At 62.2% G+C, this 22573-nt stretch carries 22 protein-coding genes and 2 pseudogenes; 17 read left to right on the top strand and 7 right to left on the bottom strand.

The window, feature by feature from the left end; all coding sequences use genetic code 11:
* Positions 1-2 precede the first annotated feature (2 nt).
* A complete protein-coding gene (locus tag AC0V7N_RS33055) occupies positions 3-1613 on the bottom strand; it encodes an ABC transporter substrate-binding protein (RefSeq protein ID WP_496627553.1) in 1611 nt (536 codons plus the stop codon).
* Between the two features lie 309 nt (positions 1614-1922).
* Between AC0V7N_RS33055 and AC0V7N_RS33050 the strand changes: the two genes are divergently transcribed.
* From AC0V7N_RS33050 to greA, 7 genes and pseudogenes are all read left to right on the top strand, one after another.
* The gene (locus tag AC0V7N_RS33050; RefSeq protein WP_496627552.1) at positions 1923-2909 is read left to right on the top strand and encodes an ABC transporter permease subunit; all 987 of its coding nucleotides are present in this window, start codon (positions 1923-1925) and stop codon (positions 2907-2909) included.
* Complete coding sequence (locus tag AC0V7N_RS33045) at positions 2909-3907, top strand: ABC transporter permease (RefSeq protein WP_475452405.1); 999 nt, start codon at positions 2909-2911, stop codon at positions 3905-3907. Before AC0V7N_RS33050 ends, AC0V7N_RS33045 begins: the two co-directional genes overlap by 1 nt.
* 2 nt (positions 3908-3909) lie before the next feature.
* Positions 3910-4908, top strand: a complete 999-nt coding sequence (locus AC0V7N_RS33040; RefSeq protein WP_475452404.1) for an ABC transporter ATP-binding protein — start codon at positions 3910-3912, stop codon at positions 4906-4908.
* On the top strand, positions 4886-5833 hold the full coding sequence (locus AC0V7N_RS33035; RefSeq protein WP_475452403.1) for an ABC transporter ATP-binding protein: 948 nt from the start codon (positions 4886-4888) through the stop codon (positions 5831-5833). Before AC0V7N_RS33040 ends, AC0V7N_RS33035 begins: the two co-directional genes overlap by 23 nt.
* 20 nt (positions 5834-5853) lie before the next feature.
* On the top strand, positions 5854-6909 hold the full coding sequence (locus AC0V7N_RS33030; protein ID WP_475452402.1) for an aldo/keto reductase: 1056 nt from the start codon (positions 5854-5856) through the stop codon (positions 6907-6909).
* A 73-nt stretch (positions 6910-6982) separates the two neighbouring features.
* Positions 6983-7573: an FMN reductase gene (msuE, locus tag AC0V7N_RS33025; RefSeq protein WP_475452401.1), complete on the top strand. Its 591-nt coding sequence runs from the start codon at positions 6983-6985 to the stop codon at positions 7571-7573.
* A gap of 811 nt (positions 7574-8384) precedes the next feature.
* Positions 8385-8865 (top strand): annotated as a pseudogene (gene greA / locus AC0V7N_RS33020) (transcription elongation factor GreA).
* Positions 8866-8934: 69 nt separating this feature from the next.
* Here the strand turns inward: greA and AC0V7N_RS33015 are convergent.
* Positions 8935-9066, bottom strand: a pseudogene (locus AC0V7N_RS33015) (NADP oxidoreductase coenzyme); the annotation flags it as partial.
* A 260-nt stretch (positions 9067-9326) separates the two neighbouring features.
* On the opposite strand from AC0V7N_RS33015, the gene AC0V7N_RS33010 reads away from it, so the two are divergent.
* Together AC0V7N_RS33010 and AC0V7N_RS33005 are read left to right on the top strand one after the other, a co-directional pair.
* Positions 9327-9545: a VOC family protein gene (locus tag AC0V7N_RS33010; RefSeq protein ID WP_496627551.1), complete on the top strand. Its 219-nt coding sequence runs from the start codon at positions 9327-9329 to the stop codon at positions 9543-9545.
* A complete protein-coding gene (locus AC0V7N_RS33005) occupies positions 9512-9721 on the top strand; it encodes a VOC family protein (protein ID WP_496627550.1) in 210 nt (69 codons plus the stop codon). The genes AC0V7N_RS33010 and AC0V7N_RS33005 overlap by 34 nt, the downstream gene beginning before the upstream one ends.
* On the opposite strand, the gene AC0V7N_RS33000 is transcribed toward AC0V7N_RS33005, so the two are convergent.
* Complete coding sequence (locus AC0V7N_RS33000) at positions 9646-9990, bottom strand: hypothetical protein (protein WP_496628050.1); 345 nt, start codon at positions 9988-9990, stop codon at positions 9646-9648. The genes AC0V7N_RS33005 and AC0V7N_RS33000 overlap by 76 nt on opposite strands.
* Positions 9991-10228: 238 nt before the next feature.
* Here AC0V7N_RS33000 and AC0V7N_RS32995 point away from each other — a divergent pair, with 238 nt between their 5' ends.
* Positions 10229-11848, top strand: coding sequence for a GMC family oxidoreductase (locus tag AC0V7N_RS32995; RefSeq protein WP_475452399.1), 1620 nt, complete (start codon positions 10229-10231; stop codon positions 11846-11848).
* A gap of 120 nt (positions 11849-11968) precedes the next feature.
* On the opposite strand, the gene AC0V7N_RS32990 is transcribed toward AC0V7N_RS32995, so the two are convergent.
* From AC0V7N_RS32990 to AC0V7N_RS32975, 4 genes are read right to left on the bottom strand one after another with little or no spacing between them, the layout of a single operon-like run.
* Positions 11969-12142 (bottom strand): hypothetical protein, encoded by a 174-nt coding sequence (locus AC0V7N_RS32990; RefSeq protein WP_167434275.1) that lies wholly within the window; start codon positions 12140-12142, stop codon positions 11969-11971.
* 32 nt (positions 12143-12174) lie between these two features.
* Entirely contained in the window at positions 12175-13302 is a 1128-nt protein-coding gene (locus tag AC0V7N_RS32985; protein ID WP_496627549.1) for a WD40 repeat domain-containing protein, read from the bottom strand.
* A gap of 14 nt (positions 13303-13316) precedes the next feature.
* The gene (locus AC0V7N_RS32980; RefSeq protein ID WP_475452396.1) at positions 13317-13640 is read right to left on the bottom strand and encodes a hypothetical protein; all 324 of its coding nucleotides are present in this window, start codon (positions 13638-13640) and stop codon (positions 13317-13319) included.
* Positions 13637-14110 carry a hypothetical protein gene (locus tag AC0V7N_RS32975; protein WP_475452395.1) on the bottom strand — a complete coding sequence of 158 codons (474 nt, stop codon included), beginning with the start codon at positions 14108-14110 and terminating at the stop codon, positions 13637-13639. The genes AC0V7N_RS32980 and AC0V7N_RS32975 overlap by 4 nt, the downstream gene beginning before the upstream one ends.
* Positions 14111-14663: 553 nt before the next feature.
* Here AC0V7N_RS32975 and AC0V7N_RS32970 point away from each other — a divergent pair.
* The 7 genes from AC0V7N_RS32970 to AC0V7N_RS32940 all read left to right on the top strand — a co-directional run bounded on the left by AC0V7N_RS32970 (position 14664) and on the right by AC0V7N_RS32940 (position 22557).
* A complete protein-coding gene (locus tag AC0V7N_RS32970) occupies positions 14664-16337 on the top strand; it encodes an aromatic/alkene/methane monooxygenase hydroxylase/oxygenase subunit alpha (RefSeq protein ID WP_197033322.1) in 1674 nt (557 codons plus the stop codon).
* A 53-nt stretch (positions 16338-16390) separates the two neighbouring features.
* Positions 16391-17452, top strand: a complete 1062-nt coding sequence (locus AC0V7N_RS32965) for an NADH:ubiquinone reductase (Na(+)-transporting) subunit F (protein ID WP_475452394.1) — start codon at positions 16391-16393, stop codon at positions 17450-17452.
* A gap of 50 nt (positions 17453-17502) precedes the next feature.
* Positions 17503-18561, top strand: coding sequence for an aromatic/alkene monooxygenase hydroxylase subunit beta (locus AC0V7N_RS32960; RefSeq protein WP_475452393.1), 1059 nt, complete (start codon positions 17503-17505; stop codon positions 18559-18561).
* A gap of 16 nt (positions 18562-18577) precedes the next feature.
* Positions 18578-18949 carry an MmoB/DmpM family protein gene (locus AC0V7N_RS32955; protein ID WP_027045792.1) on the top strand — a complete coding sequence of 124 codons (372 nt, stop codon included), beginning with the start codon at positions 18578-18580 and terminating at the stop codon, positions 18947-18949.
* Positions 18950-19022: 73 nt separating this feature from the next.
* Positions 19023-20045: an amidohydrolase family protein gene (locus AC0V7N_RS32950; RefSeq protein ID WP_475452392.1), complete on the top strand. Its 1023-nt coding sequence runs from the start codon at positions 19023-19025 to the stop codon at positions 20043-20045.
* A gap of 5 nt (positions 20046-20050) precedes the next feature.
* Positions 20051-20848, top strand: a complete 798-nt coding sequence (locus AC0V7N_RS32945; protein WP_475452391.1) for an iron-sulfur cluster assembly protein — start codon at positions 20051-20053, stop codon at positions 20846-20848.
* Positions 20849-20925: 77 nt separating this feature from the next.
* On the top strand, positions 20926-22557 hold the full coding sequence (locus AC0V7N_RS32940; protein ID WP_475452390.1) for a molecular chaperone GroEL: 1632 nt from the start codon (positions 20926-20928) through the stop codon (positions 22555-22557).
* The last annotated feature ends 16 nt before the right edge of the window (positions 22558-22573 follow it).

The following is a 22573-nucleotide window of genomic DNA, read 5'->3' as shown; positions in this document are numbered from 1 at the left end:
GATCAGGCGACGATATGGGCCGAAGCGAGGCTGCCGGCATTGCCCTCTGCGCCCACCGTGTGATCGGCGATGCGCCTATTGTAGAGGGTGATTTCCGGCTGGCTGACGATGCCGATGTCAGGCAGGTCCTCGACAAGAATCTGCTGGATCGCGACCCATTGCTTGAAGCGCTTTTCGTGATCGACCTCGACGGCGGCCGCTTCAAGAAGCTCGTCGACCTTGGGATTGCTGTATTTCGAACCGTTGGAGAACGGCACGCCCGGCTTGAAATTCTTCGACCAGTAGAGGCGCTGTACGCCGACCGTCGGGTCGAACAGATTGCTCATGCCGTTGAAGGTGAAGTCGAAGTCACGGTCGGTGTAGATGCGTTTGGTGTAGGTGGCGAAATCCTGGCTGCGCACGGTGACTTCGACGCCGACCGCGGCCAGTGCCTGCTTGATGTAGTCGGCGCCGCGCTTGTAGGTCTCGCCGCTCGGCACATAGTCGTGGACAAGCTTGAGACGGGTGCCGTCGGCATCGCGCGGCAAACCCGCTTCATCGAGCAGTTTCTCGGCAGCGGCGGTGTCGACCGGATAGGTCTTGAGGCCGGCGACGAACCACTTTTTCAGATTGGGGTTGATCGGGCCGGGAATGGTCTCGCCATAGCCATAGTTGATCGTGTCTCGGATGATGTTGCGGTCGATGACATGGGCGAAGGCGCGCCGGACGCGAACATCCTGGAAATAGGGTTTCTCCAGGTTGAACTCGACCCGGCTTATGCCGTTGGAATACTGATAGCCCTGCTTCTCGAAGCCGATATGCGGCAGTGTTTCGAAGCGCTGCAAATCGCTGTACGGGATCGGCGTCGCCGGCGCCAGATCGATCTCGCCGGTCTCCAACGCCAGCGCGCGCGCCGAAGCGTCCGGGATGAAACGGACGATCAGCCGGTCGAGATAGGGGCGCGGCGCGTCCCAATAATCGGGATTGCGTTCGTAGACGATGTGGCTGCCGCGCACCCATTCCTTGAAGACGAACGGGCCGGTGCCGACGGGAGCGACGTTGACCGGATTTTCGGCTGCCTTGGTGCCGTCGTAGAGGTGCTTCGGCACGATCGGCGTTTCGGCCGCGGCCAGCGCCGTGATCAGATAAGGCGCCGGCTTCGACAGGACCAGTGTCACTGTCAGCGGATCAGGTGTCTGGATGTCGACAAGATTGAGGAAGGTGTTGCGGCCACGCGGATGAACATCCTTGATCGTGGCGATCGAGTAGGCGACGTCGGCGGCGGTGAATGGCTGGCCATCATGCCACCTCACGCCCTCGCGCAGTTTGAAGGTGTATTGCAGGCCATCGTCGCTGACCGCCCATTGCCTGGCCAGCGATGGGCGCGGTGTGAGATCGAAATCATAGGTCAGCAGGCCCTCGGTGGTCTTTGCCGAGACGTAGACGGAATTGAACGCCGTGTGGGCGATCGTCGTCAGTACTGGTGGCTCGGCCGACAGCAGCAGCGTCGCCGTCCCGCCCTGTTTCGGCTCGGCGGCGTAGGCGCTGCGCGATGCAGGCAACAGGGTTGCTCCGAGCGCCGTTGCCGAAAGGCCGAGGAACCTGCGGCGGTTCGGAGTGAGGAAATGAGACATGGCGCCTGGTCCTTTTTTGCTGCCGGCATCGATGGGCAGGTCGTCGGCCGCTGTGAAAAATCCGTCGTTCCAAGGGCGGGCCGGTTTGTGAAAAGATTTGGCCGTCCTGGTCCTACGCTTAAGATTTCATGCCTCGAACGGCTAATTTCGTAGCATGGGATAAAATTCTATTCTGCAAAAGTGCCATTTGCGGAATAAATTTCTTAAGTAAGATTTGACAATGTCTATAAATCTTGTCAACTAAAAAGCACGGAACTTTCCGAAAACAGCAAACCCGCATCGTCAGCCACAGCCGGGATAGCGAAAACAATGTCGACCCTGAACCGTATTGTCAGAACCTTTCGGCGCACGGCCATCCAGGCGGTGCCGACAGTTCTGGGCATCGTCATCCTGAACTTCTTTCTGCTGCAACTCGCGCCGGGCGATGCAGCCGACGTCATGGCCGGCGAGGCCGGTTCGGCCACGGTGGAAACAATGGCCGCACTGCGCCAGCGCTTCGGGCTCGACAATCCGCTGCTCGTCCAACTGTTCAACTATCTCTACAATCTGGCGCATTTCAGCCTCGGCTTTTCGCCGCGCTACGGCATGCCAGTCGCCGACCTGATCGGCCAGCGGCTGCCGGGCACGCTGTTGCTGATGGCGGTGGCGTTGACCATTGCGATTGCGCTCGGCCTCGTCCTCGGATCGCTGATGGCGGTGTTTTCCGGACGGCTGCCGGATCGCCTGCTCTCGGTCGTTTCGCTGCTGTTTTATTCCATCCCCGGCTTCTGGATCGGCTTGATGCTGATCGTGCTTTTCTCGGTCAAGCTCGGCTGGCTGCCGAGCGGCGGTTCGGGAACCATTGGGAGCAACCTGACCGGCCTGGCCGACCTGTGGGACAAGGTCCGCTACATGATCCTTCCGGCGCTGTCGCTGGCGCTGTTCTATGTGGCGATCTATGCGCGGCTGACGCGTGCGGCGATGCTGGAAGTCCAGTCGCAGGATTATGTGCGCACCGCCGCGGCCAAGGGCCTGTCGCCGACCGTCATCACCATCCGACATGTCCTGCGCAACGCGCTGATCCCCATCACCACCATGGCTGGCATGCATGTCGGCGGCATGCTGGGCGGCGCCGTGGTTGTCGAGACCGTCTATTCCTGGCCCGGCCTCGGGCGTCTTGCCTTCGAGGCGGTCATGGGCCGCGATTTCACGGTGCTGCTTGGCATTCTCTTGCTGTCGTCACTGCTGGTCATCGTCGCCAACGCGACCGTCGATCTTCTGCACGCCTGGCTCGATCCCCGCATCGGAGTACGCTGATGGCCTCCACCGATTTCGCGGCCGGCGATGCCCGCTCCCGCCGCGTCTATGCCGAGGCCCGCGAGCCTGCGGTACCACCTGAGGCCGAAACCAAGAGCTGGAGCAATCTTCACGCGCCCGATGCGCGCTCCGCCTCGGCGGCGTCAGTACCGGTTGCGGCGGGTGGCCGCGCGCTGAAGGTTTTCCTGCGCAATCCCAACGCCATGTTCGGGGTGGTGTTCCTGTCGCTGGTCGTGCTGGCCGCATTGCTGGCGCCGGTTCTCTATCCGGCCGATCCGCTGTCGATGGTGGCGCGGCCCTTCCTGTGGCCCGGGCAGAACCCGGCCTTCCCATTGGGAACGGATTCTATGGGCCGCGACGTGCTTTCCGGTATTCTGCATGGCGCGCGAATTTCGCTGTTCGTCGGCCTGGTGGCGACCGCACTCGGCCTCAGCTTCGGCATCCTTGTCGGCGCCACCGCCGGCTATTTCGGTGGCTGGATCGACGACCTGCTGGTGCGCCTGATCGAGATCTTTCAGACCATACCGAGCTTCGTGCTGCTGGTCGTCATGGTGGCGATCGCGCAGCCGACCGCGTCCGTGGTGACGGTGGCGATTGCCGTCATCACCTGGCCGACGGTGGCGCGGCTGACCCGCGCCGAATTCCGGGCCATCCGCGAGAAGGACTTCGTCATGGCCGCTCGCAGCCTCGGCTATGGCCATGCTCGCATCATCTTCCGTGAGATCCTGCCCAACGCGCTGCCGCCCTTGATCGTGACCTCGTCGGTGATGGTGGCGACGGCGATCCTGATGGAATCGGCGCTGTCCTTCATGGGCCTCGGCGATCCCAACGTCGTCAGCTGGGGCTCGATGATCGGGTCGGGCAGGGAACTGATCCGCACCGCCTGGTATCTGACGGCGCTTCCGGGATTAGCGATTGTCTTTACCGTGCTGGCGCTGAACCTGATCGGCGACGGCCTCAACGACGCGCTCAATCCGCGCTTCTCGCAGGAGCGCTAGAGATGGCCGCTCCTTTGCTCAAGGTCGACAATCTGACGGTTCGCTTCCCGACCACCGAGCCGGTCAGCCGGCTGAGCTTCGAGGTTGCCGAAGGCGAGACGCTGGCGATCGTCGGCGAATCGGGCTCCGGCAAATCGCTGACAGCACTTGCCCTGATGCAGCTTCTGCCGCGCTCGGCGAAGATCCCCAATGGCAGGATCGAGTTCGCCGGCAGGGATCTGCTCGGTCTCGACCAGAAGGCGATGCGGAACCTGCGCGGGCGCGAGATCGCGATGATCTTCCAGGAGCCGATGACGTCGCTCAACCCGGTGCTGACCATCGGCCGGCAGATAACCGAGGTGTTGACGCTGCACGAGGGCATACGCGGCAAGGCCGCGCGGAGCCGTGCCATCGAGCTTCTCAATCTGGTTCGCATTCCCGATCCGCAGCGGCGCATCGACGACTATCCCCACCAGCTTTCCGGTGGCATGCGCCAGCGCGTCATGATCGCCATCGCAGTTGCCTGCCGGCCGCGCCTGCTGATCGCCGACGAGCCGACGACGGCGCTGGACGTGACCATCCAGGCACAGGTGCTCGACCTGCTCGATACTTTGCGCCGCGAACTGTCTATGGCCGTCGTGCTCATCACCCACGATCTCGGCGTCGTTGCGCAGTGGGCGGACAAGGTTGTCGTCATGTATGCCGGCCGCAAGGTCGAACAGGCACTGCCCGGGGCACTATTCACAACACCGCTTCATCCCTACACGCGCGGCCTGCTGGCCGCCTCGCCGCGGCTGAAGACCAATCTCCACTACCGCGACGCCAGGCTGACGGAGATTCCCGGCAGCATCGTCTCGGCCGCCGGCGAGAAGGGCTGCCCGTTCCGGCCGCGCTGCGGGGTGGCGCGTGACAGTTGCGCCCATTTCGTGCCCGACCTCGTTGAGGTTGGCGAAGATCGCCTCGTCGCCTGTCCCCACAGCTTCATTCCGGAGGTTGCGCATGGCGCTGCTCTCGGTCTCTGACCTCTCGACGCATTTCCACGCCCAAGGTGGTGCGCTGCGCGCTGTCGATGGCGTTTCCCTCGAGGTCGCGCGCGGCGAAACGGTTGGCCTCGTCGGCGAAAGCGGTTGCGGAAAGTCGACGCTCGGCAAGACGATCATGCGGCTGGTCGATGCGACCAGCGGCAAGATCGAGTTCAACGGCACCGACATCACCGCTCTCGATGCCCGCCGGCTGAAGGCGGCGCGCCGCAACATCCAGATGATTTTCCAGGATCCGTTCGCGTCGCTCAATCCGCGCCACACGATCGGCGACATTCTGACCGCGCCGTTGAAGGTCCATGGCATCGGCAACAAAGCCGAGCGGCGCAAAATTGTCGAGGATATAGTCCAGCGTGTCGGCCTGCCAACCGATGCTCTCGGCCGCTATCCGCATGAGTTTTCCGGCGGTCAGCGCCAGCGCATCGGCATTGCCCGGGCGCTGATCCTCAATCCGGAACTGGTCGTCTGCGACGAGCCAGTGTCGGCGCTCGACCTTTCGATCCAGGCGCAGATTCTCAACCTGCTGGTCGACATGAAGCGGCAGCTCGGCCTGTCCTACCTGTTCATCTCGCACGACCTGTCGGTGGTCCGCTATTTCGCCGACCGGGTGCTGGTCATGTATCTCGGCCGCATCGTCGAAAGCGCCGACAATGCGACGTTATGGACCTCGCCCAAACATCCCTACACGCGTGCGCTGATGGAAGCTGTGCCGGACCCGGCACGGCGCCGCCAGGCCGCACCGATCCACGGCGACCTGCCGAGCCCGCAGAACATTCCAAGTGGCTGCCGCTTTCATACGCGCTGCCCGCTGGCGACCGATCTGTGCCGCTCGCAGGAACCGGCATTCCGGGCGATTGCGCCGGGACACCACGTCGCCTGCCACTACGCCGAGCCAACCCTCAACTGAAAGTTCAACGGAGCAGAAAAATGTCCGATTACCGCTATCTCGGCCGGAGTGCCCTGAAGGTTTCGCCGCTCAGCCTCGGCACGATGATGTTCGGCGGGCCGACCGAGGAAACGGTCGCGCACCGCATCATCGACAAGGCGCGCGAGCAAGGCATCAATTTCATCGACACCGCCGACGTCTACCATAACGGCAAGTCCGAGGAAGTGGTCGGCCGCGGCATCAAGGCGACGCGCGATCATTGGGTTGTGGCGACCAAATTCGTCAACTCGCATGACAAGGGTCCCAATCTCGGTGGCCATTCGCGCAAATGGGTGATCCAGACCGTCGAGAACAGCCTGCGCCGCCTCGGAACAGACTATATCGACCTCTTCTACTTCCACCGCGCCGTCTTCGACGCGCCGCTGGAGGAGCCGGTGCGGGCCATCGCCGACCTGATCCGCCAGGGCAAGCTGCGCTATTTCGGCGTCTCGAACTTCCGCGGCTGGCGCATCGCGGAAGTCGCCCATCTGGCGGATGAACTCGGCATCGATCGGCCGGTGGCCAGCCAGCCGCTCTACAACATCGTCAACCGCACCGCCGAAGCCGAGCAACTGCCGGCCGCCGCCTACTATGGTCTCGGCGTCGTCTCCTATAGCCCGCTGGCGCGCGGCGTCCTGACCGGGAAATACGAGCCGAACCAGGCGCCTGTCGCAGACTCACGGGCCGGCCGTGGCGACAAGCGCATCGCCGAAACCGAGTGGCGTCCGGAGTCACTTGAGATCGCCAGCCAGATCGCGGCCCACGCGAAATCGCGCGGTGTCTCCGCCGCCGATTTCGCGCTGGCCTGGGTCCTGAACAACCGGCTGATCACGGCGGCGATCGCCGGCCCGCGCACCGAGGAACAGTGGGACAGCTACGTGAAGGCGCTGGATTTCAGGCTGAGTTCCGAGGACGAGGCCCTTGTCGACCGCCTCGTCACCGCCGGCCATGCCTCGACGCATCGGTTCAACGATCCGAGCCACCCGGTCGAAGGCCGCGTGCCGCGTTCGGAGCCGGCAGCACCAATCCCACTGACGCGGCCTCTGCGCGCCGCCTGACAGTTGCCATGGATTGGCGGGGCTTTGTTTGCCCCGCCCGACGACGTCCCAATCGTTTCGGACAAAAGAGCCCATGAATTTCCATGTCGAACGGCTGCGCCAGAACATCGTCATGCTTTCAGGCAACACCCACAGGCCGTCGAAATCACGGACGCTGGCACATCATCTGGGTGAGGCGCTGCGCGAAAGATTGTCGGTCACGGTGAATTTCCTCGATCTCGTCGATGCCGGCCGCGGCCTGGGGGCTGCGTTCACGCGCAAGGAATTAACGCCGGAGGCGCTGGACGTGGTGGAAGCTGTCGAGCAGGCTGACGCGCTAATCGTCACGACGCCGGTCTACAACGGCTCCTATGCCGGCCTGTTCAAGCATCTGTTCGACCTCATCGATCCGCTGGCGCTCGTCGACCGGCCAGTACTGATCGGCGCGACAGGCGGCGGCCAGCGCCATGCGCTGGTGGTCGAACATCAGCTCCGCCCCCTGTTCGGCTTCTACTCGGCGCTGACGGTGCCGAGCGCGGTCTATGGCAGCGACAACGATTTTTCCGACGGCAAGCTTACGGAACCGTTGGTTCTGGCGCGGGCCGCGCAAGCCGTAGACCAGTTCGCCGCCTTGCTTTCGGCACGGCAGCCAAAGAGCCAACCGGTCAGGCTGGCTTCAGGCTGACGCATAGCTTGTCAAGCACGCGCCAGATAGCCGCGAGGTCCCGCGAAAAGTAGCCTGTCTGCGGCAGTGAATGCCGACAACGTGACGAGTTGATCTGGACTCAACTGGAGTGCTCGCCGCGGGCTTCGCCACCGAATACGAGAACATACAAAGGAAATGTTTGGGCGAACCATCCACTAACTTTTTGTTGAAAAGGCTACGTCCCTCCGACCCCGCCATGACTATTGATTTTGCCACGAGAAAAATGCGCTAGTTGGAGAGATGACGGTACTTTTTTAGACGGCTTGGGCACGCCGTCAAACGCCGCAAAGTGCAAAAGTCGCCCGATTGACCTCGATAGTTGGGGAAACCTCAAAATATTTTTTGCGGCGATTTTCCCTTTAAAATCAAAAGCGTAACTTTGTGCCGGTCCATAGGTCGGCGCTTTGCGTCACAAATAAGAAAAACCCAGCTAGATCAATGACCTAACTGGGTTGGAAACAATAGAGTGGGAGTGAGGGTTAGCGCAGTCTGCAGTGCTCCGGTGTAGTTTTTCGCAGAAAAAACAACTATTTGCGATTTATCTCATTCACCATCGACCTTTGACCTCGTGCAAACCGGGGCGCGTTCGACGTAAGGGCAGCTGATCAATTTGACGGACTTTTCATCTGCGGCTGAATGTCCGAGAAAAGGACGTCAGCCGTTTCTTGGGTCCGACGGTGCTTTTCGGGCCAATATTTTGAAATATATGAAGAAAATCGCCTTCGGGTGACGTTTTCGCGCGGACGGTATATGGTCTAGTACAGCCGGCCGCGACAGGAGTCTTGCCCAAATGAGCGTAGCCTTTGCCAAGGAGGAAAGTGCCGAGGCAGCATCGGAAACCATCCTGCCGGCTCGCCCTATCTCGGACCGGATCAACCTCGTCACGGAGGCGGGCCTCAAGATGCTGCAGGATGATTTGGCTCGCGCCCAGCAGGCTCTTGAAGCCGCCAACGCGCTGGAAGATGTCAACGAGAGGCGACGGCAGTCGGCGGTTCCGGTTCGGGATATGCGCTACTATGCCGAACGCATCCGTACGGCGCAGCTTATGTCGGCTCCTATTTCCAATGAAGTGATCGCCTTCGGTCACACCGTTACCTTCGAGCGTGATGATGGCCGCACGCAAACCTTCCGCATCGTCGGTGAAGATGAGGCCAACCCGTCTCAAGCTTCCATCGCACGGTTCACCGGTTGCCATCGCGCTGATTGGCAAAACCGTTGGCAACGTTGTCCAACTAGGGCAGCGCGAACTTGAGATCATATCCGTTTCATAGTTTGACATCGAGGTAGGACGCAGCAGCCGGCAGATGCATCTGCCGCTGCTGCGATACGAGCAACAGCCAGGGATCGGCTTTCGCAATCTCGCGATGCTCCCCGAAAGGGACCGCCAAGATGATTGTGTCGGCCTCGAGTGCTTCCCGCAGCGACTTGGCGACGACCGTGGGTCCAATCGCCCGAGCCTGCGGCGCCAACGCCTACGCTCTCGCCAGTCAGACTCTCGGGTAGTTGATTCCAGGACGCGGGCCAGTGCGGCAGAGGGGCTAGCTTTGTCTAGCGCCACTTTTTACTGGCGAATTCGATGGCGTGAAATTGCCCAGGGCTGGGTGTGGTCTGTTAGGGTTGTAGTCCTCCCTTCCATGGATCGATTGCTGTCCGCGATCATGTCGGTGGCAAGCAGCCAACTCAAAACTTGGCGACCTTGGCCTCAGATCCCAGTTTGGCTAGAGTTGGCAGCATGTTGAATGCTATTCACCACGTCGCGCTCATCTGCACCGACTACGCCCGGTCACGACGGTTCTACGTCGAACTCCTCGGCCTCGATCTGATCCGAGAGGTCTATCGGGAGGAGCGGCAGTCATGGAAGGCTGATCTGCGGATCGGATCCGTCCAACTTGAATTGTTCTCCTTCCCGCACCGGGGATGCGGCCCTCCCATCCAGAGGCGACAGGCTTGAGACATCTGGCATTTGCTGTGGCGGATCTTGATCCGGTAATAGCGCGGCTGGAAGCCGCCAACGTTACCGTTGAGCCAATCCGGATCGACCCCTATACGGATCAACGGTTTACATTTTTCAGAGACCCGGATGAGTTGCCGCTGGAACTGTACGAAGTCCCTGAAGGCCCTCCATGACGAACCCTGGGGCGATGAGGGTTCAGTTCGATGCCAGGAATTATGTCGTGCAGCCGCCATATCGCGACGACAATCTTGTTCTTTGGGATTTCGGCGACGATGATCAGCAGCCTGAGGATGCCGAGCAGGTTTTGTCGACCGCGCGGATCCGCCAGGAGAAGAATGATCACCGCCCCGACCGCGTCGAACCCGAGAGCAGGCCGGATGGCGATGCAGGCCGGATCGAGGGGGAAGAGGTGCCCTTGGACGGCGTGCAGGACTATGGTCAAGCCGGAACGTCTCCGCTCGCTGTGGGCAGCCCCACGACATCCTTTGAAGTAACCATATGGCGTCCGGGTGCTGGTGCGACCGCCGCTTCAACAAGGATGGCAGCTATTCGTGAGGCAAGGTTTATGTGGAGCGCTCGAGGAATGCAGCGGTTGCCGATGCATACGCGCGACGCTATCGCCTGTACGGTGAGATCAACCAGGCCATGTGGGAGCGCATCGCCGGACAGCAGGCCCGCACGTGACCGAAGTTTCACCATCTCCGTTCGGCGACTACGACTATGTCATCGTTGGTGCGGGTTCCGCCGGCTGCGTGCTCGCCAACCGGCTCTCAGCAGATCCGCGCAACAAGGTGCTGCTGCTCGAGGCCGGTGGCAGCGACCGCTATCACTGGGTCGATATCCCGATCGGCTACCTCTTCTGCATGGGCAACCCGCGCACCGACTGGATGATGAAGACCGAGCCGGAGGCCGGCCTCAACGGACGCAGCCTCAACTATCCGCGCGGCAAGGTGCTTGGCGGCTGTTCGTCGATCAACGGCATGATTTACATGCGTGGCCAGGCAGCCGACTATGAGAGCTGGCGGCAGGCCGGCAATGTCGGCTGGGGCTGGGACGATGTGCTGCCGTATTTCCGCAAGTCGGAAGACTATCATGGCGCCAGGAGCGCCATGCACGGCACCGGCGGCGAGTGGCGGGTCGAACGGCAGCGTCTGTCCTGGCCGATCCTCGACGCGTTCCGGGACGCCGCCGAGGAACTCGGCATTCCCCGCACCGACGATTTCAACACCGGCACCAATGAAGGTTCGGGCTATTTCGAGGTCAACCAGCGGCGGGGCGTGCGCTGGAACACATCGAAGGCGTTTTTGCGCGGCATTGCGGCGCGCAAGAACCTGCGCGTGATGACGGGGGCGGAGACGGAGCGGCTCGAATTCGACGGCCGGCGTGTCATTGGACTCGTCTTCCGCCAAGGCCACCGCTTGCACAGGGTCGGCGCCGGACAGACGATCCTTGCAGCCGGCGCCATCAATTCGCCGAAGCTGCTCGAACTGTCGGGTGTCGGCCGACCGGACCTGCTTTCGGACATTGGCGTGGATGTCCGCCATGCCTTGCCGGGCGTCGGTGAAAACCTGCAGGACCATCTGCAGCTCCGCACCATCTTCAAGGTCGCCAATGCCGCGACGCTCAATCAGCGCTATCACAATCTGATCAGCCGCGCGTCGATGGGCGTGGAATACGCGCTCAAACGCAGCGGGCCGCTGTCGATGGCCCCGAGCCAGCTCGGCATTTTTGCCAGGAGCGATCCTCGCCTCGCAACGCCTGATCTGGAATATCATGTGCAGCCGCTGAGCACGGACCGGCTTGGCGAGCCGCTGCATCGCTTTCCCGCGGTCACTGTGTCGGTCTGCAATCTGCGCCCGGAAAGCCGCGGTACTGTGCATATGGGATCGTCCGATCCGCGCGAGGCGACGAAGATCCGGCCGAACTATCTATCCACCGAGGGAGACCGCGGCGTCGCCGTCGCTTCGCTGCGCCATGTTCGTAGCCTGATGAAGGCGCGGGCCGTGGCACGCTTTGCGCCCGAAGAGATGCTGCCCGGCACGCAATATCAGAGCGACGAAGATCTCATCGGCAAGGCTGGCGATATCGGTACGACGATCTTCCATCCCGTCGGCACCTGCAAGATGGGCTCGGACTCGATGGCGGTGGTCGACGATCGGCTGCGTGTTCACGGGCTTGCCGGACTGCGCGTGGTCGATGCCTCGATCATGCCGACAATCGTCTCCGGCAACACCAACTCTCCTGTCGTCATGATCGCGGAGAAGGCAGCGGAGATGATCCTGCTGGATCCGCGCCAATAATGTTGTGGCGATATGCGACGTCCTGCGGATGCCGATGTCGCGCGACCATACCCTAGCAGCGGTAGCGCCTCCGCCGCATAGGGATCGCCTCTTCGCCTGAGCAACCGGCAGTCTCGTCGGCTAGTTGGTCTTCAGCTTGCCGACGCGGTTTTCGGCGATCCAGCGAGCGGCGAGCACCAGCGCACCCATGCTGAAATCCTTGCCATGCTTGGCCACCATTTCTTCCGACAGTTCGGCCAGCCGTTCGAAGAATTCGTCCTTGCTCTTGTCCTCTGCGGTGAGTTCGGTCTGCATTTCATCCTCCTGTTTCGTGCGGGCTTTGTCCGCTATTTGAACATCTGCGCGGGAAAGGTGACGATCGCGGCGGTGCCGTCGACAGCGCCGATCGCCAGATGCCGCCCGTCGCCGGACCAGGCCAGCGCGGTGACCGCACTGCCCAATGGTCTGACGACGAGCTCGTCCCGCGCGCCGATCTGGGCGATGGTGATGCGGCCGTTGGCGTAGCCCGCCGCAATCAGCTTCTTCTCCGGATGCGCCGCCACCGCCTCGACCAGAACCAGCCCGGCGCGACCCGTCTCCAGCGCGCCCGAGGTTTCGCCGCCGACCGGCGGCGCGGTCATCGACCAGCCGGCGATCCTGAACGCGCCGGACGCAAACAGCGCATGCGCCGGCTGGCTCCAGCACACGGTGCGGACCGGCGATGGAAACCCCGCGACCACGTCTGCTCGGCCGTCAGCCAGGCCGACCAGCGCAAAGCCGCCTGTTTCGAGCCCGCAGGCGAGCCAGGTGCCGTCTCTGCTCCAGCGTATCGACACCGGGCGCGCGGAAAGCGGGATGTCACGTATCAAGGCTGCGTCGCCTTCGACCTCCCAAATCGACAGCCCTTCGCCAAGGCCGCAGGCAAGTCGCCGCCCGCCTGGCGAGAAGGCAAGTGCATCTGTCGATGATGTCACATCGCGTTCCAGCCGTGTGGCATTGCCTTGGCCGTACGACAGGAAGACATCATGCCCGTTGCTGACGGCTGTCGTGCCCGCTCGCGCGCTGTGGTCGAGGGCCACGATTGGCCCGTCTACCCTGGTCAAGGGGGCTGCGACGCCACCGTCGGCGATCAGATGCAGCACGTCGCCGCTCGCCGCGCCGACGAGGAAGCCGGAATGCGCATCGGCGGCGAGCGGGACATCGCCATCTCCGAATGCCGCCGTGGCGATCAACGGCGCTGGCGGCTTTTCCCTGGGGCGGATCGTCGTCTGGCCGAGATCATTGCTCACCCTGATCCGCGCTTCCGGCGGCTCGTGATCCGAGACCGCGGCAATGGCGACGGTCCCGTCGACGCAAGTGAAAGCGACAGCCGAACCGTCGGCGTTGAAGCGCAGATCGGCGATCGCCGACGGCCGCTGCCAGTTGCGGGCCAGAAGGTCGAACAAGGTCAGGTTCTGCATCGTCTGCTGGTTCATGCTTCTCTCTCCCGTCAGGTCTCGTCCGCCGCTGCGGCCAGCTTACGGTCGACGTCCTCGACATCGCCCTCCGCAGCTATGATGCGATCCTCGCAAGCCGCGCATGCCTGCATAATTGCCGCGGCGCTCTCTTCAGCCTCATGCAAGTCCCGCACCAGTTGCTCGCTGGCGCCGCTTCTGCCGATTTCGAGCTCCAGGCGCAGCACGTCCATTTCGATGCCGGCGCGTTTCTGGTTGAGCCGCAGCGCCTCCGCGGTAAGCGCCGAGACGCTGGCGACGAGATCGAGCCGGCGGGCAAGCAGCGCGTCACGCCTGGCCGTTTTGGATCCTTGGGTCATTTTTCGCTCCCCGAAGACCCCTGCGGTTTCTCGAAAGCCGACAGCAATTTGGGCAATGTGCCGGCCTGCGACTGAAACTGTTTTTCGGCCGTTTCGATGTGGCTCTTCAGCTGGTCCCAGATGTCGACGCGGATCATCGATGTCGTGTCGCCGGTCAGGCGCTCGATCTCTTCGACACGGAACTGGCGCGTCAGCGAAACCCCGGAAAACACGAAGTCGCGCAGCAGGATCGCGTGGTTTTCGATGAACAGATGGATCATCGGATGCGTCTCCATGGTGACGCCGCCGGCGGCAAGCTCGGCCCGGATGAAGTCCTGGAAATGGCTCTGCAGGCGGTGCTGGCTCTCGCCCATGAAGCGCATGACGAAGACCAGATCGCGCGGCATCAGCTTGACGAGATCGCCGGTGACGCCATCGGCATGGCGGGACATCGGCTCGGGTGACCCTCGGCTGTCCTTGTCGTTCGGCATGGTCTTTCTCCAGCGCGAAGCCCGTCGATGGGCCGTCACCTTCAAATAGTCTGGAAAGACGAAGAGTTAAACAGATAATATGAGTTTTGGAGTTTGCTGCGATTGCTAACTAAATATGTTGCACATGCGAATATACGGTAAATATTACAGGCGTAAGTTACAACTGTAAAAGAACGTTACAGTTGGGAGCGGGGTTTCCTACCGAAAGGGCGACGGTCTTGTTTTGAATGCCAGCCATGGACGCTATTTTAAAACTGGCACGGCGCTTGCATTGGTCATTTTCATAAGAAGCCCATCGCGCTTGACGCGGTGCCAAAAGAACGAAGGAACGGAGGAAGCAGAACCGCTTCGATACGCCCATCGCACATGCGGTTGGCGTCGCGGATCCCTGCCAGACGCCTCGAAACCTTTGCCCCGATCCACTTGAACGGCCGGACCTCGGGTCGCGCCTCGACGCGCAACGCTTTGTCATGCCGCTCGCACTCTCACTGGCGGTGCTTTGCCGCTTCATGCCGGGGTCAAGGGACCTGCGGCTCAAACCTGGTGGAGGCTTATGACCATGACGTCTCTGACGCTCAACAAGATTACCTCGCAACGCGGAATCTCCGTCGGCGAGGCGACCAAGAAGATTGCCGATCTCGGATGGAATCCTTCCTACGTGCAGGAAGCGATGACGTTTCCGACCGACTACAAGATCAACAAGACGCCGCGCGACCCGATGAAGCAGGTCCTGCGGTCCTACTTCCCGATGCAGGAAGAGAAGGACAACCGCGTCTATGGCGCGCTCGATGCGGCCTTGCGCGGCGACATGTTCCGCAACGTCGAACCGCGCTGGGTCGAGTGGATGAAGCTCTTCCTGGCCATCATTCCGTTCCCGGAAATCTCCGCCGCCCGCTCGATGGCGATGGTCGCCCGCATCGCTCCAGGCGAGGAACTCCGGACCGGCTTCACCATGCAGATGATCGACGAGTTCCGTCACTCGACGATCCAGATGAATCTCAAGAAATGGTACATGGAGAACTACATCGATCCGGCCGGCTTCGACATCACCGAGGAAGCCTTCGGAAAGTGCTACGCCACCACCATCGGCCGCCAGTTCGCCGAAGGCTTCATCACCGGCGACACCATGACCGCCGCTTGCATGTACCTGACCGTGGTCGCCGAGACTGCCTTCACCAACACGCTGTTCGTCGCCATGCCTTCGGAAGCTGCCCGCAACGGCGACTATGCGTTGCCGACCGTCTTCCTGTCGGTGCAGTCCGACGAAAGCCGGCATATCGGCAATGGCCACTCGCTGCTGATGGCAGCACTCAAGGAGCCGGAAAACCACCTGCTACTGGAACGCGACCTGCGTTACGCCTTCTGGCAGAACCACGCGATCGTCGATGCCGCCATCGGCACCTTCATCGAATACGGCACCACCAACCGCGACAAGAACAAGGAATCCTACGCGGAAATGTGGCACCGCTGGATCTACGAGGATTACTACCGCACCTACATGCTGCCGCTCGAGAAATACGGCATCAAGGTCCATCACGACGATGTCCAGGCCGCCTGGGAGCGCATCACCAAGAAGAATTATGTTCACAAGGTCGGACAGTTCTTCGCGGTCGGCTGGCCGGTCAATTTCTGGCGCATCGAAGCCCAGACAGACAAGGACTTCGAGTGGTTCGAGCACAAATATCCGGGCTGGTACGCCGAGTTCGGTGACTTCTGGAAATGGTACGCCAAGCTCAGCCACAAGGGCGAGAAGGTGCTGCTGTTCAACAGCGACGTCGGCTACGTCTATCCGCACCGCTGCTGGTCGTGCCTGGTTCCCTGCCTGATCCGCGAGGACATGGTGGTCGGCGAGATCGACGGCCAGCTCCACACCTTCGCCCATGAGCTCGACAAGTGGACCGCAACGGTCGCCTTCGCCGACGAATATCAAGGCCGGCCGACGCCCGCGATGGGCCGCTTCAGCGGCAAGCGCGAGTGGGAGACGCTCTATGACGGCTGGGACCTGGCCGATGCCATCAAGGACCTGAACTTCGTCCGCTCCGACGGCAAGACGCTGGTCCCGCAGCCGCATCTGCGCTTCGACGACAAGGAGATGTGGACGCTCGACGATGTGCGCGGCAACACGCTCGGATCGCCGCTCAACGCGCTGCGTGCCATGTCGCCCGCCGACCGTGAGAAGCACCTGGCGGAATACCGGGCCGGCTTCACGATCAATCCCTGCAACTGATCAGGCCAAAGGGGGGCGGGTTCGTCCCGCCCTCTCTTTCACTGGAGGTCCGTATGTCGGAAACCCACACGGTCAGGCTCAGCCCGGTCGGCGTCGAATTCGAGGTCGAGAATGGCGAAACGGTGCTCAACGCCGCGTTCCGCCAGGGCATCGCCCTGCCGCACGGCTGCAAGGAAGGGCAATGCTCGGCCTGCAAGAGCGTGTTGCTCGATGGCGAAGTCGACATGCTGAAATACTCGACCTTCGCGCTGAACGACATGGAGAAGGAAAGCGGCCATGTGCTGTTGTGCCGCTGCATCGCCTACTCCGACCTGGAAGTCGAGCTCCTCAACTACGACGAGGAGATTCTGGCGAAAGCGATCGCCGTGAAAACGTACAAGGGCCGGATTGCTCGCATCGAGCACCTGACCCACGACATTCGCGGCATCGAGATCGAACTCGGCTCCCCAATGAAGTTCTGGGCGGGGCAATATGTCGACATCACGGTTACCACGCAAAAAGGGGAGACGATTACGCGCTCGTTCTCCATGGCAAATACGCCGGACCAAACCGAAAAACTCTCCTTCATCATCAAAAAATATCCTGAGGGAAAGTTCTCAGGTGAACTCGATTCCGGAGGCATCAGCGCCGGAGCCGAAGTCACCGTCGTTGGACCTTACGGAACCTGTTTCCGTCGCGACGAACGGCAAGGACCCCTGATCCTGGTCGGCGCAGGATCGGGCATGTCGCCGATCTGGTCGATCCTCAACGACCATCTGAAGAGCGGCGAGAAACGTCCGGTCTATTTCTTCTACGGCGCCCGCACCCGCAACGACCTGTTCTATCTCGACAGGATCGCCGAGCTGGTCGGCAATCATTCCGACGTCACCTTCATTCCCGTGCTGTCGCACGCCAATGACGACGCCGAATGGCAAGGCGAGCGTGGCTTCGTGCACCAGAGCGTCGACGCCATGCTCAAGCAACTGGCGGTCGACGGGCAGGGCGATGTCCATGCCTGTGGCCCGCCGCCGATGATCGATGCGCTGCAGCCGGTGCTGTTCATGAACGGTTTCGAAACGGAGCGGATCTTCTTCGACAAGTTCACCACTTCGGCAGGTGCAACGCCGGCTCATTGAGGGGCGGCCGACACCACAGCCAACCACAACTGCAACAAGGGAGAGAGACTATGCCTGCAACCTCGAGTTCAGTCGGATCCGGAGCCGCCGGCGCGGCAATCTTCGCCGACTCCGACAGCCGGAAATACCGGTATTTCGACCCGAAAGGCCAGCGCGCCACCCACTATGAGGACATGACGGTCGACGTCCAGCCCGACCCGGAACGCTACCTGATCCAGGACTGGATCATCTCCTTCGCCGACGGCAAAGGCGCCTATGTCAAGCAAAACACCGCCGCCCAGAGCTCCAACTGGCACGCCTTCCGCGCCCCCGACCAGGAGTGGGAGCGCACGCACTACCAGCGCCAGTCGAAGATCGAGACGATGGTGCAGAGCGTCATCAACAATGCGCGCAAGTCGGGCACCCCGAAGACCTTCGACAAGGCCTGGGTCAAGATCCTGCAGACGCATCTCGGCGCCTGGAAACATGCCGAATTCGGGCTCGGCACCTCGCTGATGCAGGCGCAGCGCTACGGCTACACACAGATGATCAACAACGCGACGCTGACCAACTCGTCCTACAAGCTGAGACTCGCCCAGGACATCACCCTCTACCTTGCCGAGATCGGCATGGACCTGCCCGGCTGGGACGACGAACTCGGCAAGAAGGCCTGGCTCGAGGACAAGAACTGGCAAGGCACACGCGAAGCGGTCGAGACCATCATGGGCGCGACCGATTATCTCGAGCAGTATTTCGCCATCAACATCGTCTTCGAACCGCTGGTCGGCGAGGTGTTCCGCTCCGGTTTCCTGATGCAGATCGCCGCCGCCAACCATGACTTCATCACCCCGGCGGTGATCTCGGCGGCCGAGGCCGACTACGAGCGCAACCTCGCCAACACGATCGACCTCATGCATCTCCTCGCCAATGACGAGAAGCATGGCGTCGCCAACAAGAAGCTCTTCCAGGGCTGGGTCAAGAAGCACGGCGCGCTCGCCGACAAGGCAGCCACCGGCCTGCAGCCGATCTGGTCGATGCCGCATTCCAAGCCGGTCGCCTTCGCCGATGTCCGCGCCAAATCCGAAGAGCGGATTGGCCAGATCCTCAGCGAACTCGGTCTCAAGCGCTGAAACAGGAGAAATCGTCATGTCACTATCTGCACGCGACGCAACCCATTCCAACATCTTCAAGGCGATGAAGGACATCACCTTCGAGCAGACGATTTCGCACCAGTGCGGCGTCACCATGAACGACTCGGTCGAGGCCCGCGCCATCGCCGAATTCATGGGCCAGAAGCCGGGGGTGACCATCACCTACCAGCCGGCGCTGATCCGCATCGACGGCGACGGCAAGCTGATCTTCAAGATGGATGCGATCGGCGAGTATCTCGGCCGCGAGATTTCGGCCGAGACCTTCGAGGTCAACACCTCCACCCATTACGGCCGCATGGTGCGCGTCGACGACAACACCGTGATCCTGTTCGGCAACATGGATGAGATGTTCGAATACATCGAATAGCCACCACGAAAATCCGGCGCGCCGCCGGGTGCGGCGCGCCAAACCGATCAACGCGATTGCTGCGGAGGCAACCATGTACAGAACACCGGAAGGCAAGGACATTTTCGTGGTCGACGGCCACACCCATTTCTGGGACGGCAGCCCGGAAAACCAGAAGAACATCCACGGCAAGCAGTTCATCGAATGCTTCTACGCCTACCACACGGGCTTGAGCCCGAAGGACCAGCTGTGGGAGAAGAGCAAGTTCGAGAAATACAGCGCCGACGATCTCTATCGCGACCTGTTCATCGACGGTCCCGATGATGTGGCGATCGTCCAGTCGACCTATCTCAAGGATTTCTACAAAACCGGCTTCAACACCATCGAGCGCAACGCCGAGGTGGCCAAGCGCTATCCCGAGCGTTTCATCGTCAACGGCGCCTTCGATCCGCGCGATGGCGAGAAGGCGCTGGAATACATCCACTTCCTCAAGGAGACCTACGACGTCAAGGGCGTGAAGATGTACACGGCCGAGTGGAACGGCGCCTCCAAGGGCTGGAAGCTCACCGATCCCGATGCCTACAAGTGCTTCGAACTCTGCGACAAGCTCGGCATCAGGAACATCCACGTCCACAAGGGCCCGACCATCCTGCCGCTCTCGAAGGATGCGTTCGACGTCCATGACGTCGATGACGCGGCGACGGATTTCCAGGGCCTCAACTGGATCATCGAGCATTGCGGCCTGCCGCGCCTCGACGATTTCTGCTGGATCGCGACGCAGGAAACCAATGTCTATGGCGGCCTGGCGGTGGCGCTGCCTTTCATCCACGCGCGTCCGCGCTATTTCGGCGAGGTGATCGCTGAGCTTTTGTTCTGGCTCGGACCGGAGAAGATCCTGTTCGGCTCCGACTACGCGATCTGGACGCCGCGCTGGCTGGTCGAGAAATTCTGGGCCTACCAGATACCCGAGGATATCGCTGCCGAACGCGGCGTGCAGCTGACCGACGAGATCAAGGAGAAGATCCTCGGTCTCAACGCCGCGCGTCTCTACAACATCGATATCGAAGCCAAGAAGAAGGCGCTGGCCAGCTCGCCCTTCAGCATCGCGGCGGAGTAGGGGCCATGGCAACCGCCAGCGTTTCGGGCGACTGCCAGAAAGAACTCTGGCGGCGCCTTGGTGAGGTCAACGACCCGGAGCTCGACGAACCCATCACCGAGATGGGCTTTGTCGAGCGGGCTGATGTGACGGGCGACGGCAGCGTGGAGATAGACTTCCGCCTGCCGACCTACTGGTGCTCGCCCAACTTCGCGTTCCTGATGCTGGACGGCGTTCGCAAGGCGCTCGACCAGCTCTCCTGGGCGCCGGCCTATCGCGTCAAGCTGCACGACCACATGTTCGCGGACGAGGTCAATCGCGGCATGGCGGAAGGCAAGGCGTTCGGCGACATCTTCGCCGTGCTTGCCGAGGATCAGGATCTCGGCGGCTTGCGCGAAACCTTCGCGATGAAGGCCTTCAAGCGGCGTCAGGAGGCGGTCCTGCGCGGCCTCAAGGCGCAGGGTCTGACCGATCGCGAAATCCTCGGCATGGACCTGCCGGCCTATGACGTCGCGCGGTTCGAGCCGGGCGAGGCGGCCAAACAGAAGCCGCGATACCGGGCGGCGCTGCTCGAGCGGTTTCCCGACCGCCGGGCTGACGATCCCGTCTTCGTGACCTGGGACGGGCATCGCATCCCGCCTGGCGCGCTCAGTGCCCATCTCGCCGAGCTGCGCGGTGTGCGCATCAACATGGAGTTCAACGGCGCGCTGTGCCGGGGGCTCAAGCAGACCCGATACAAGGAACTGGATGTGGTCGACGGCGAACCGACGCTGGTCGATTTCATCATGGATCGCGTGCCGGCACGAACCGCGCCGACCGCCTGAAGCAGAGCCTGCAGCAACGGCCTCCCTTGCACGAGGCCCCTAACCAACAACCCGCCCGTAAGGCGGAAGGAGGAATCATGCCCAAGATAATGCTTCACAATTCCGAGGCCCGCCGTGCGCTCGCCCGCGGTGTCTTCCGGCTCGCCGCCGCCGTCGAGCCGACGCTCGGCCCCAAAGGCATGAACGCCATGATCGACCGGCCGATCGGCACGCCGATGGTGACCCGCGACGGCGTCAGCATCGCCTCCGAGATCGAGCTGCATGACCGTTTCGAAAACATGGGCGCGCAGGTGGTCCGCGAAGTGTCGATGCAGACCAACGAGATCGCCGGCGATGGCACCACGACGGCCATCGTGCTCGCCAACGCGCTCATCCAGGGCGGCGTCGAGGCGAATGAGCGCGGTGTGAAATCCGTCGATCTGTGCAAGGGCATCGACCTTGCCGTGGCGGCGGTTGTGGCAGCACTCAAGGCTTCCGCCAAGCCGGCAAAGGGCAACGGCATCCTGGCGTCGGTCGCCAACATCGCGGCGACCAACAGCAAGCTTGGCGCACTGGTGGCGGAAGCCCATCAGCGGGTGGGCGCCGAAGGCGTCATCACCACGGACTTCAGCGTCACCACCGAGACCACGCTCGATGTCGTCGAGGGCATGTCCTTCGAACGCGGCTATCTCTCGCATCACATGGTGACCGACCAGGAGAAGATGGAGGCCGTGCTCGATCGGCCTTACATCCTGATGACCGACCTCAAGATCAAGGAGCCCGAGCAACTCGATGCGGTCCGCCGCATCGCCGATGAGGCCGGTCGGCCGCTGCTGATCGTATCCGAGGAAATGTCGCCGGAAGTGGTGGTGACGCTGCTCGGCAAGCAGGGGCCGGGACGATACCTCGTCGTCCACCCGCCGGAATATGGCCACTGGCGCAAGGCGATGATGGAGGATCTGGCCATCATCACCGGCGGCAAGGTGATTGCGCGCGATCTCGGCGGCCGGCTGGAAGATGTCACCGCCGAGGATCTCGGAACGGCCGACCGGGTGAAGACCAGCTCGTCCTACACCTCCATCATTCGTGGCGGTGGCGATCATGCGGCCATCGCCTCGCGTCGCGCCCAGGTGCAGCGGCAGTATGAAGCCTCGCCACCGAATATCGACCAGGACAAGCTGCGCGAGCGGCTGGCCAAGCTCTCCGGCGGCACCGCGATCCTCTATGCCGGCGGCGTCACGCCGGTCGAGCAGAAGCGGACCATTCAGCTGATCGAGGATTCCTTGAATGCGGTGCGCGCCGCCTCCGAAGAGGGCGTGGTCGCCGGCGGCGGCTCGGCACTCGCCCAGATCGCGCCGCTGCTCGACAAGGTGGCGGCCGGCGTCGATGGCGATGTCGCCGAGGGCGTGCGCCTGGTGCGCTCGGTCCTGTCGCGGCCGCTGTGGCGTATCGCCGCCAATGCCGGCGCCGATCCCGAAGCCGTGGTGATCGAGGTCACCCGCATCAATGGCGGCTACGGCTACAACGCATCGACCGGCGCGTATCAGAACATGTTCGAGGCAGGCATCATCGATCCGGTCCGCGTCACCTACACCGCGCTCGCCAACGCAGCCTCCGTGGCGACTCTGATCCTGACCACCGAAACACTTATTGGCGATCTTGCCGAGGATGAGGATCCGACGGCCGGGCCGGCACGTGGCGGCGGCTCCGAAAAGCTCGGTCGCGCCTGAAGCAATCCAGACAATC

The organism is Mesorhizobium kamtschaticum, from assembly GCF_056174585.1.
This window is presented reverse-complemented; position numbering and strand designations above follow the sequence as displayed.

Coding starts and splice junctions, on each gene's coding strand:
- AC0V7N_RS33055 (WP_496627553.1), bottom strand. CDS start 1,613: ATGTCTCATTTCCTCACTCCGAACCGCCGCAGGTTCCTCGGCCTTTCG.
- AC0V7N_RS33050 (WP_496627552.1), top strand. CDS start 1,923: ATGTCGACCCTGAACCGTATTGTCAGAACCTTTCGGCGCACGGCCATC.
- AC0V7N_RS33045 (WP_475452405.1), top strand. CDS start 2,909: ATGGCCTCCACCGATTTCGCGGCCGGCGATGCCCGCTCCCGCCGCGTC.
- AC0V7N_RS33040 (WP_475452404.1), top strand. CDS start 3,910: ATGGCCGCTCCTTTGCTCAAGGTCGACAATCTGACGGTTCGCTTCCCG.
- AC0V7N_RS33035 (WP_475452403.1), top strand. CDS start 4,886: ATGGCGCTGCTCTCGGTCTCTGACCTCTCGACGCATTTCCACGCCCAA.
- AC0V7N_RS33030 (WP_475452402.1), top strand. CDS start 5,854: ATGTCCGATTACCGCTATCTCGGCCGGAGTGCCCTGAAGGTTTCGCCG.
- msuE (WP_475452401.1), top strand. CDS start 6,983: ATGAATTTCCATGTCGAACGGCTGCGCCAGAACATCGTCATGCTTTCA.
- AC0V7N_RS33010 (WP_496627551.1), top strand. CDS start 9,327: ATGTTGAATGCTATTCACCACGTCGCGCTCATCTGCACCGACTACGCC.
- AC0V7N_RS33005 (WP_496627550.1), top strand. CDS start 9,512: ATGCGGCCCTCCCATCCAGAGGCGACAGGCTTGAGACATCTGGCATTT.
- AC0V7N_RS32990 (WP_167434275.1), bottom strand. CDS start 12,142: ATGCAGACCGAACTCACCGCAGAGGACAAGAGCAAGGACGAATTCTTC.
- AC0V7N_RS32985 (WP_496627549.1), bottom strand. CDS start 13,302: ATGAACCAGCAGACGATGCAGAACCTGACCTTGTTCGACCTTCTGGCC.
- AC0V7N_RS32980 (WP_475452396.1), bottom strand. CDS start 13,640: ATGACCCAAGGATCCAAAACGGCCAGGCGTGACGCGCTGCTTGCCCGC.
- AC0V7N_RS32975 (WP_475452395.1), bottom strand. CDS start 14,110: ATGCCGAACGACAAGGACAGCCGAGGGTCACCCGAGCCGATGTCCCGC.
- AC0V7N_RS32970 (WP_197033322.1), top strand. CDS start 14,664: ATGACCATGACGTCTCTGACGCTCAACAAGATTACCTCGCAACGCGGA.
- AC0V7N_RS32965 (WP_475452394.1), top strand. CDS start 16,391: ATGTCGGAAACCCACACGGTCAGGCTCAGCCCGGTCGGCGTCGAATTC.
- AC0V7N_RS32960 (WP_475452393.1), top strand. CDS start 17,503: ATGCCTGCAACCTCGAGTTCAGTCGGATCCGGAGCCGCCGGCGCGGCA.
- AC0V7N_RS32955 (WP_027045792.1), top strand. CDS start 18,578: ATGTCACTATCTGCACGCGACGCAACCCATTCCAACATCTTCAAGGCG.
- AC0V7N_RS32950 (WP_475452392.1), top strand. CDS start 19,023: ATGTACAGAACACCGGAAGGCAAGGACATTTTCGTGGTCGACGGCCAC.
- AC0V7N_RS32945 (WP_475452391.1), top strand. CDS start 20,051: ATGGCAACCGCCAGCGTTTCGGGCGACTGCCAGAAAGAACTCTGGCGG.
- AC0V7N_RS32940 (WP_475452390.1), top strand. CDS start 20,926: ATGCCCAAGATAATGCTTCACAATTCCGAGGCCCGCCGTGCGCTCGCC.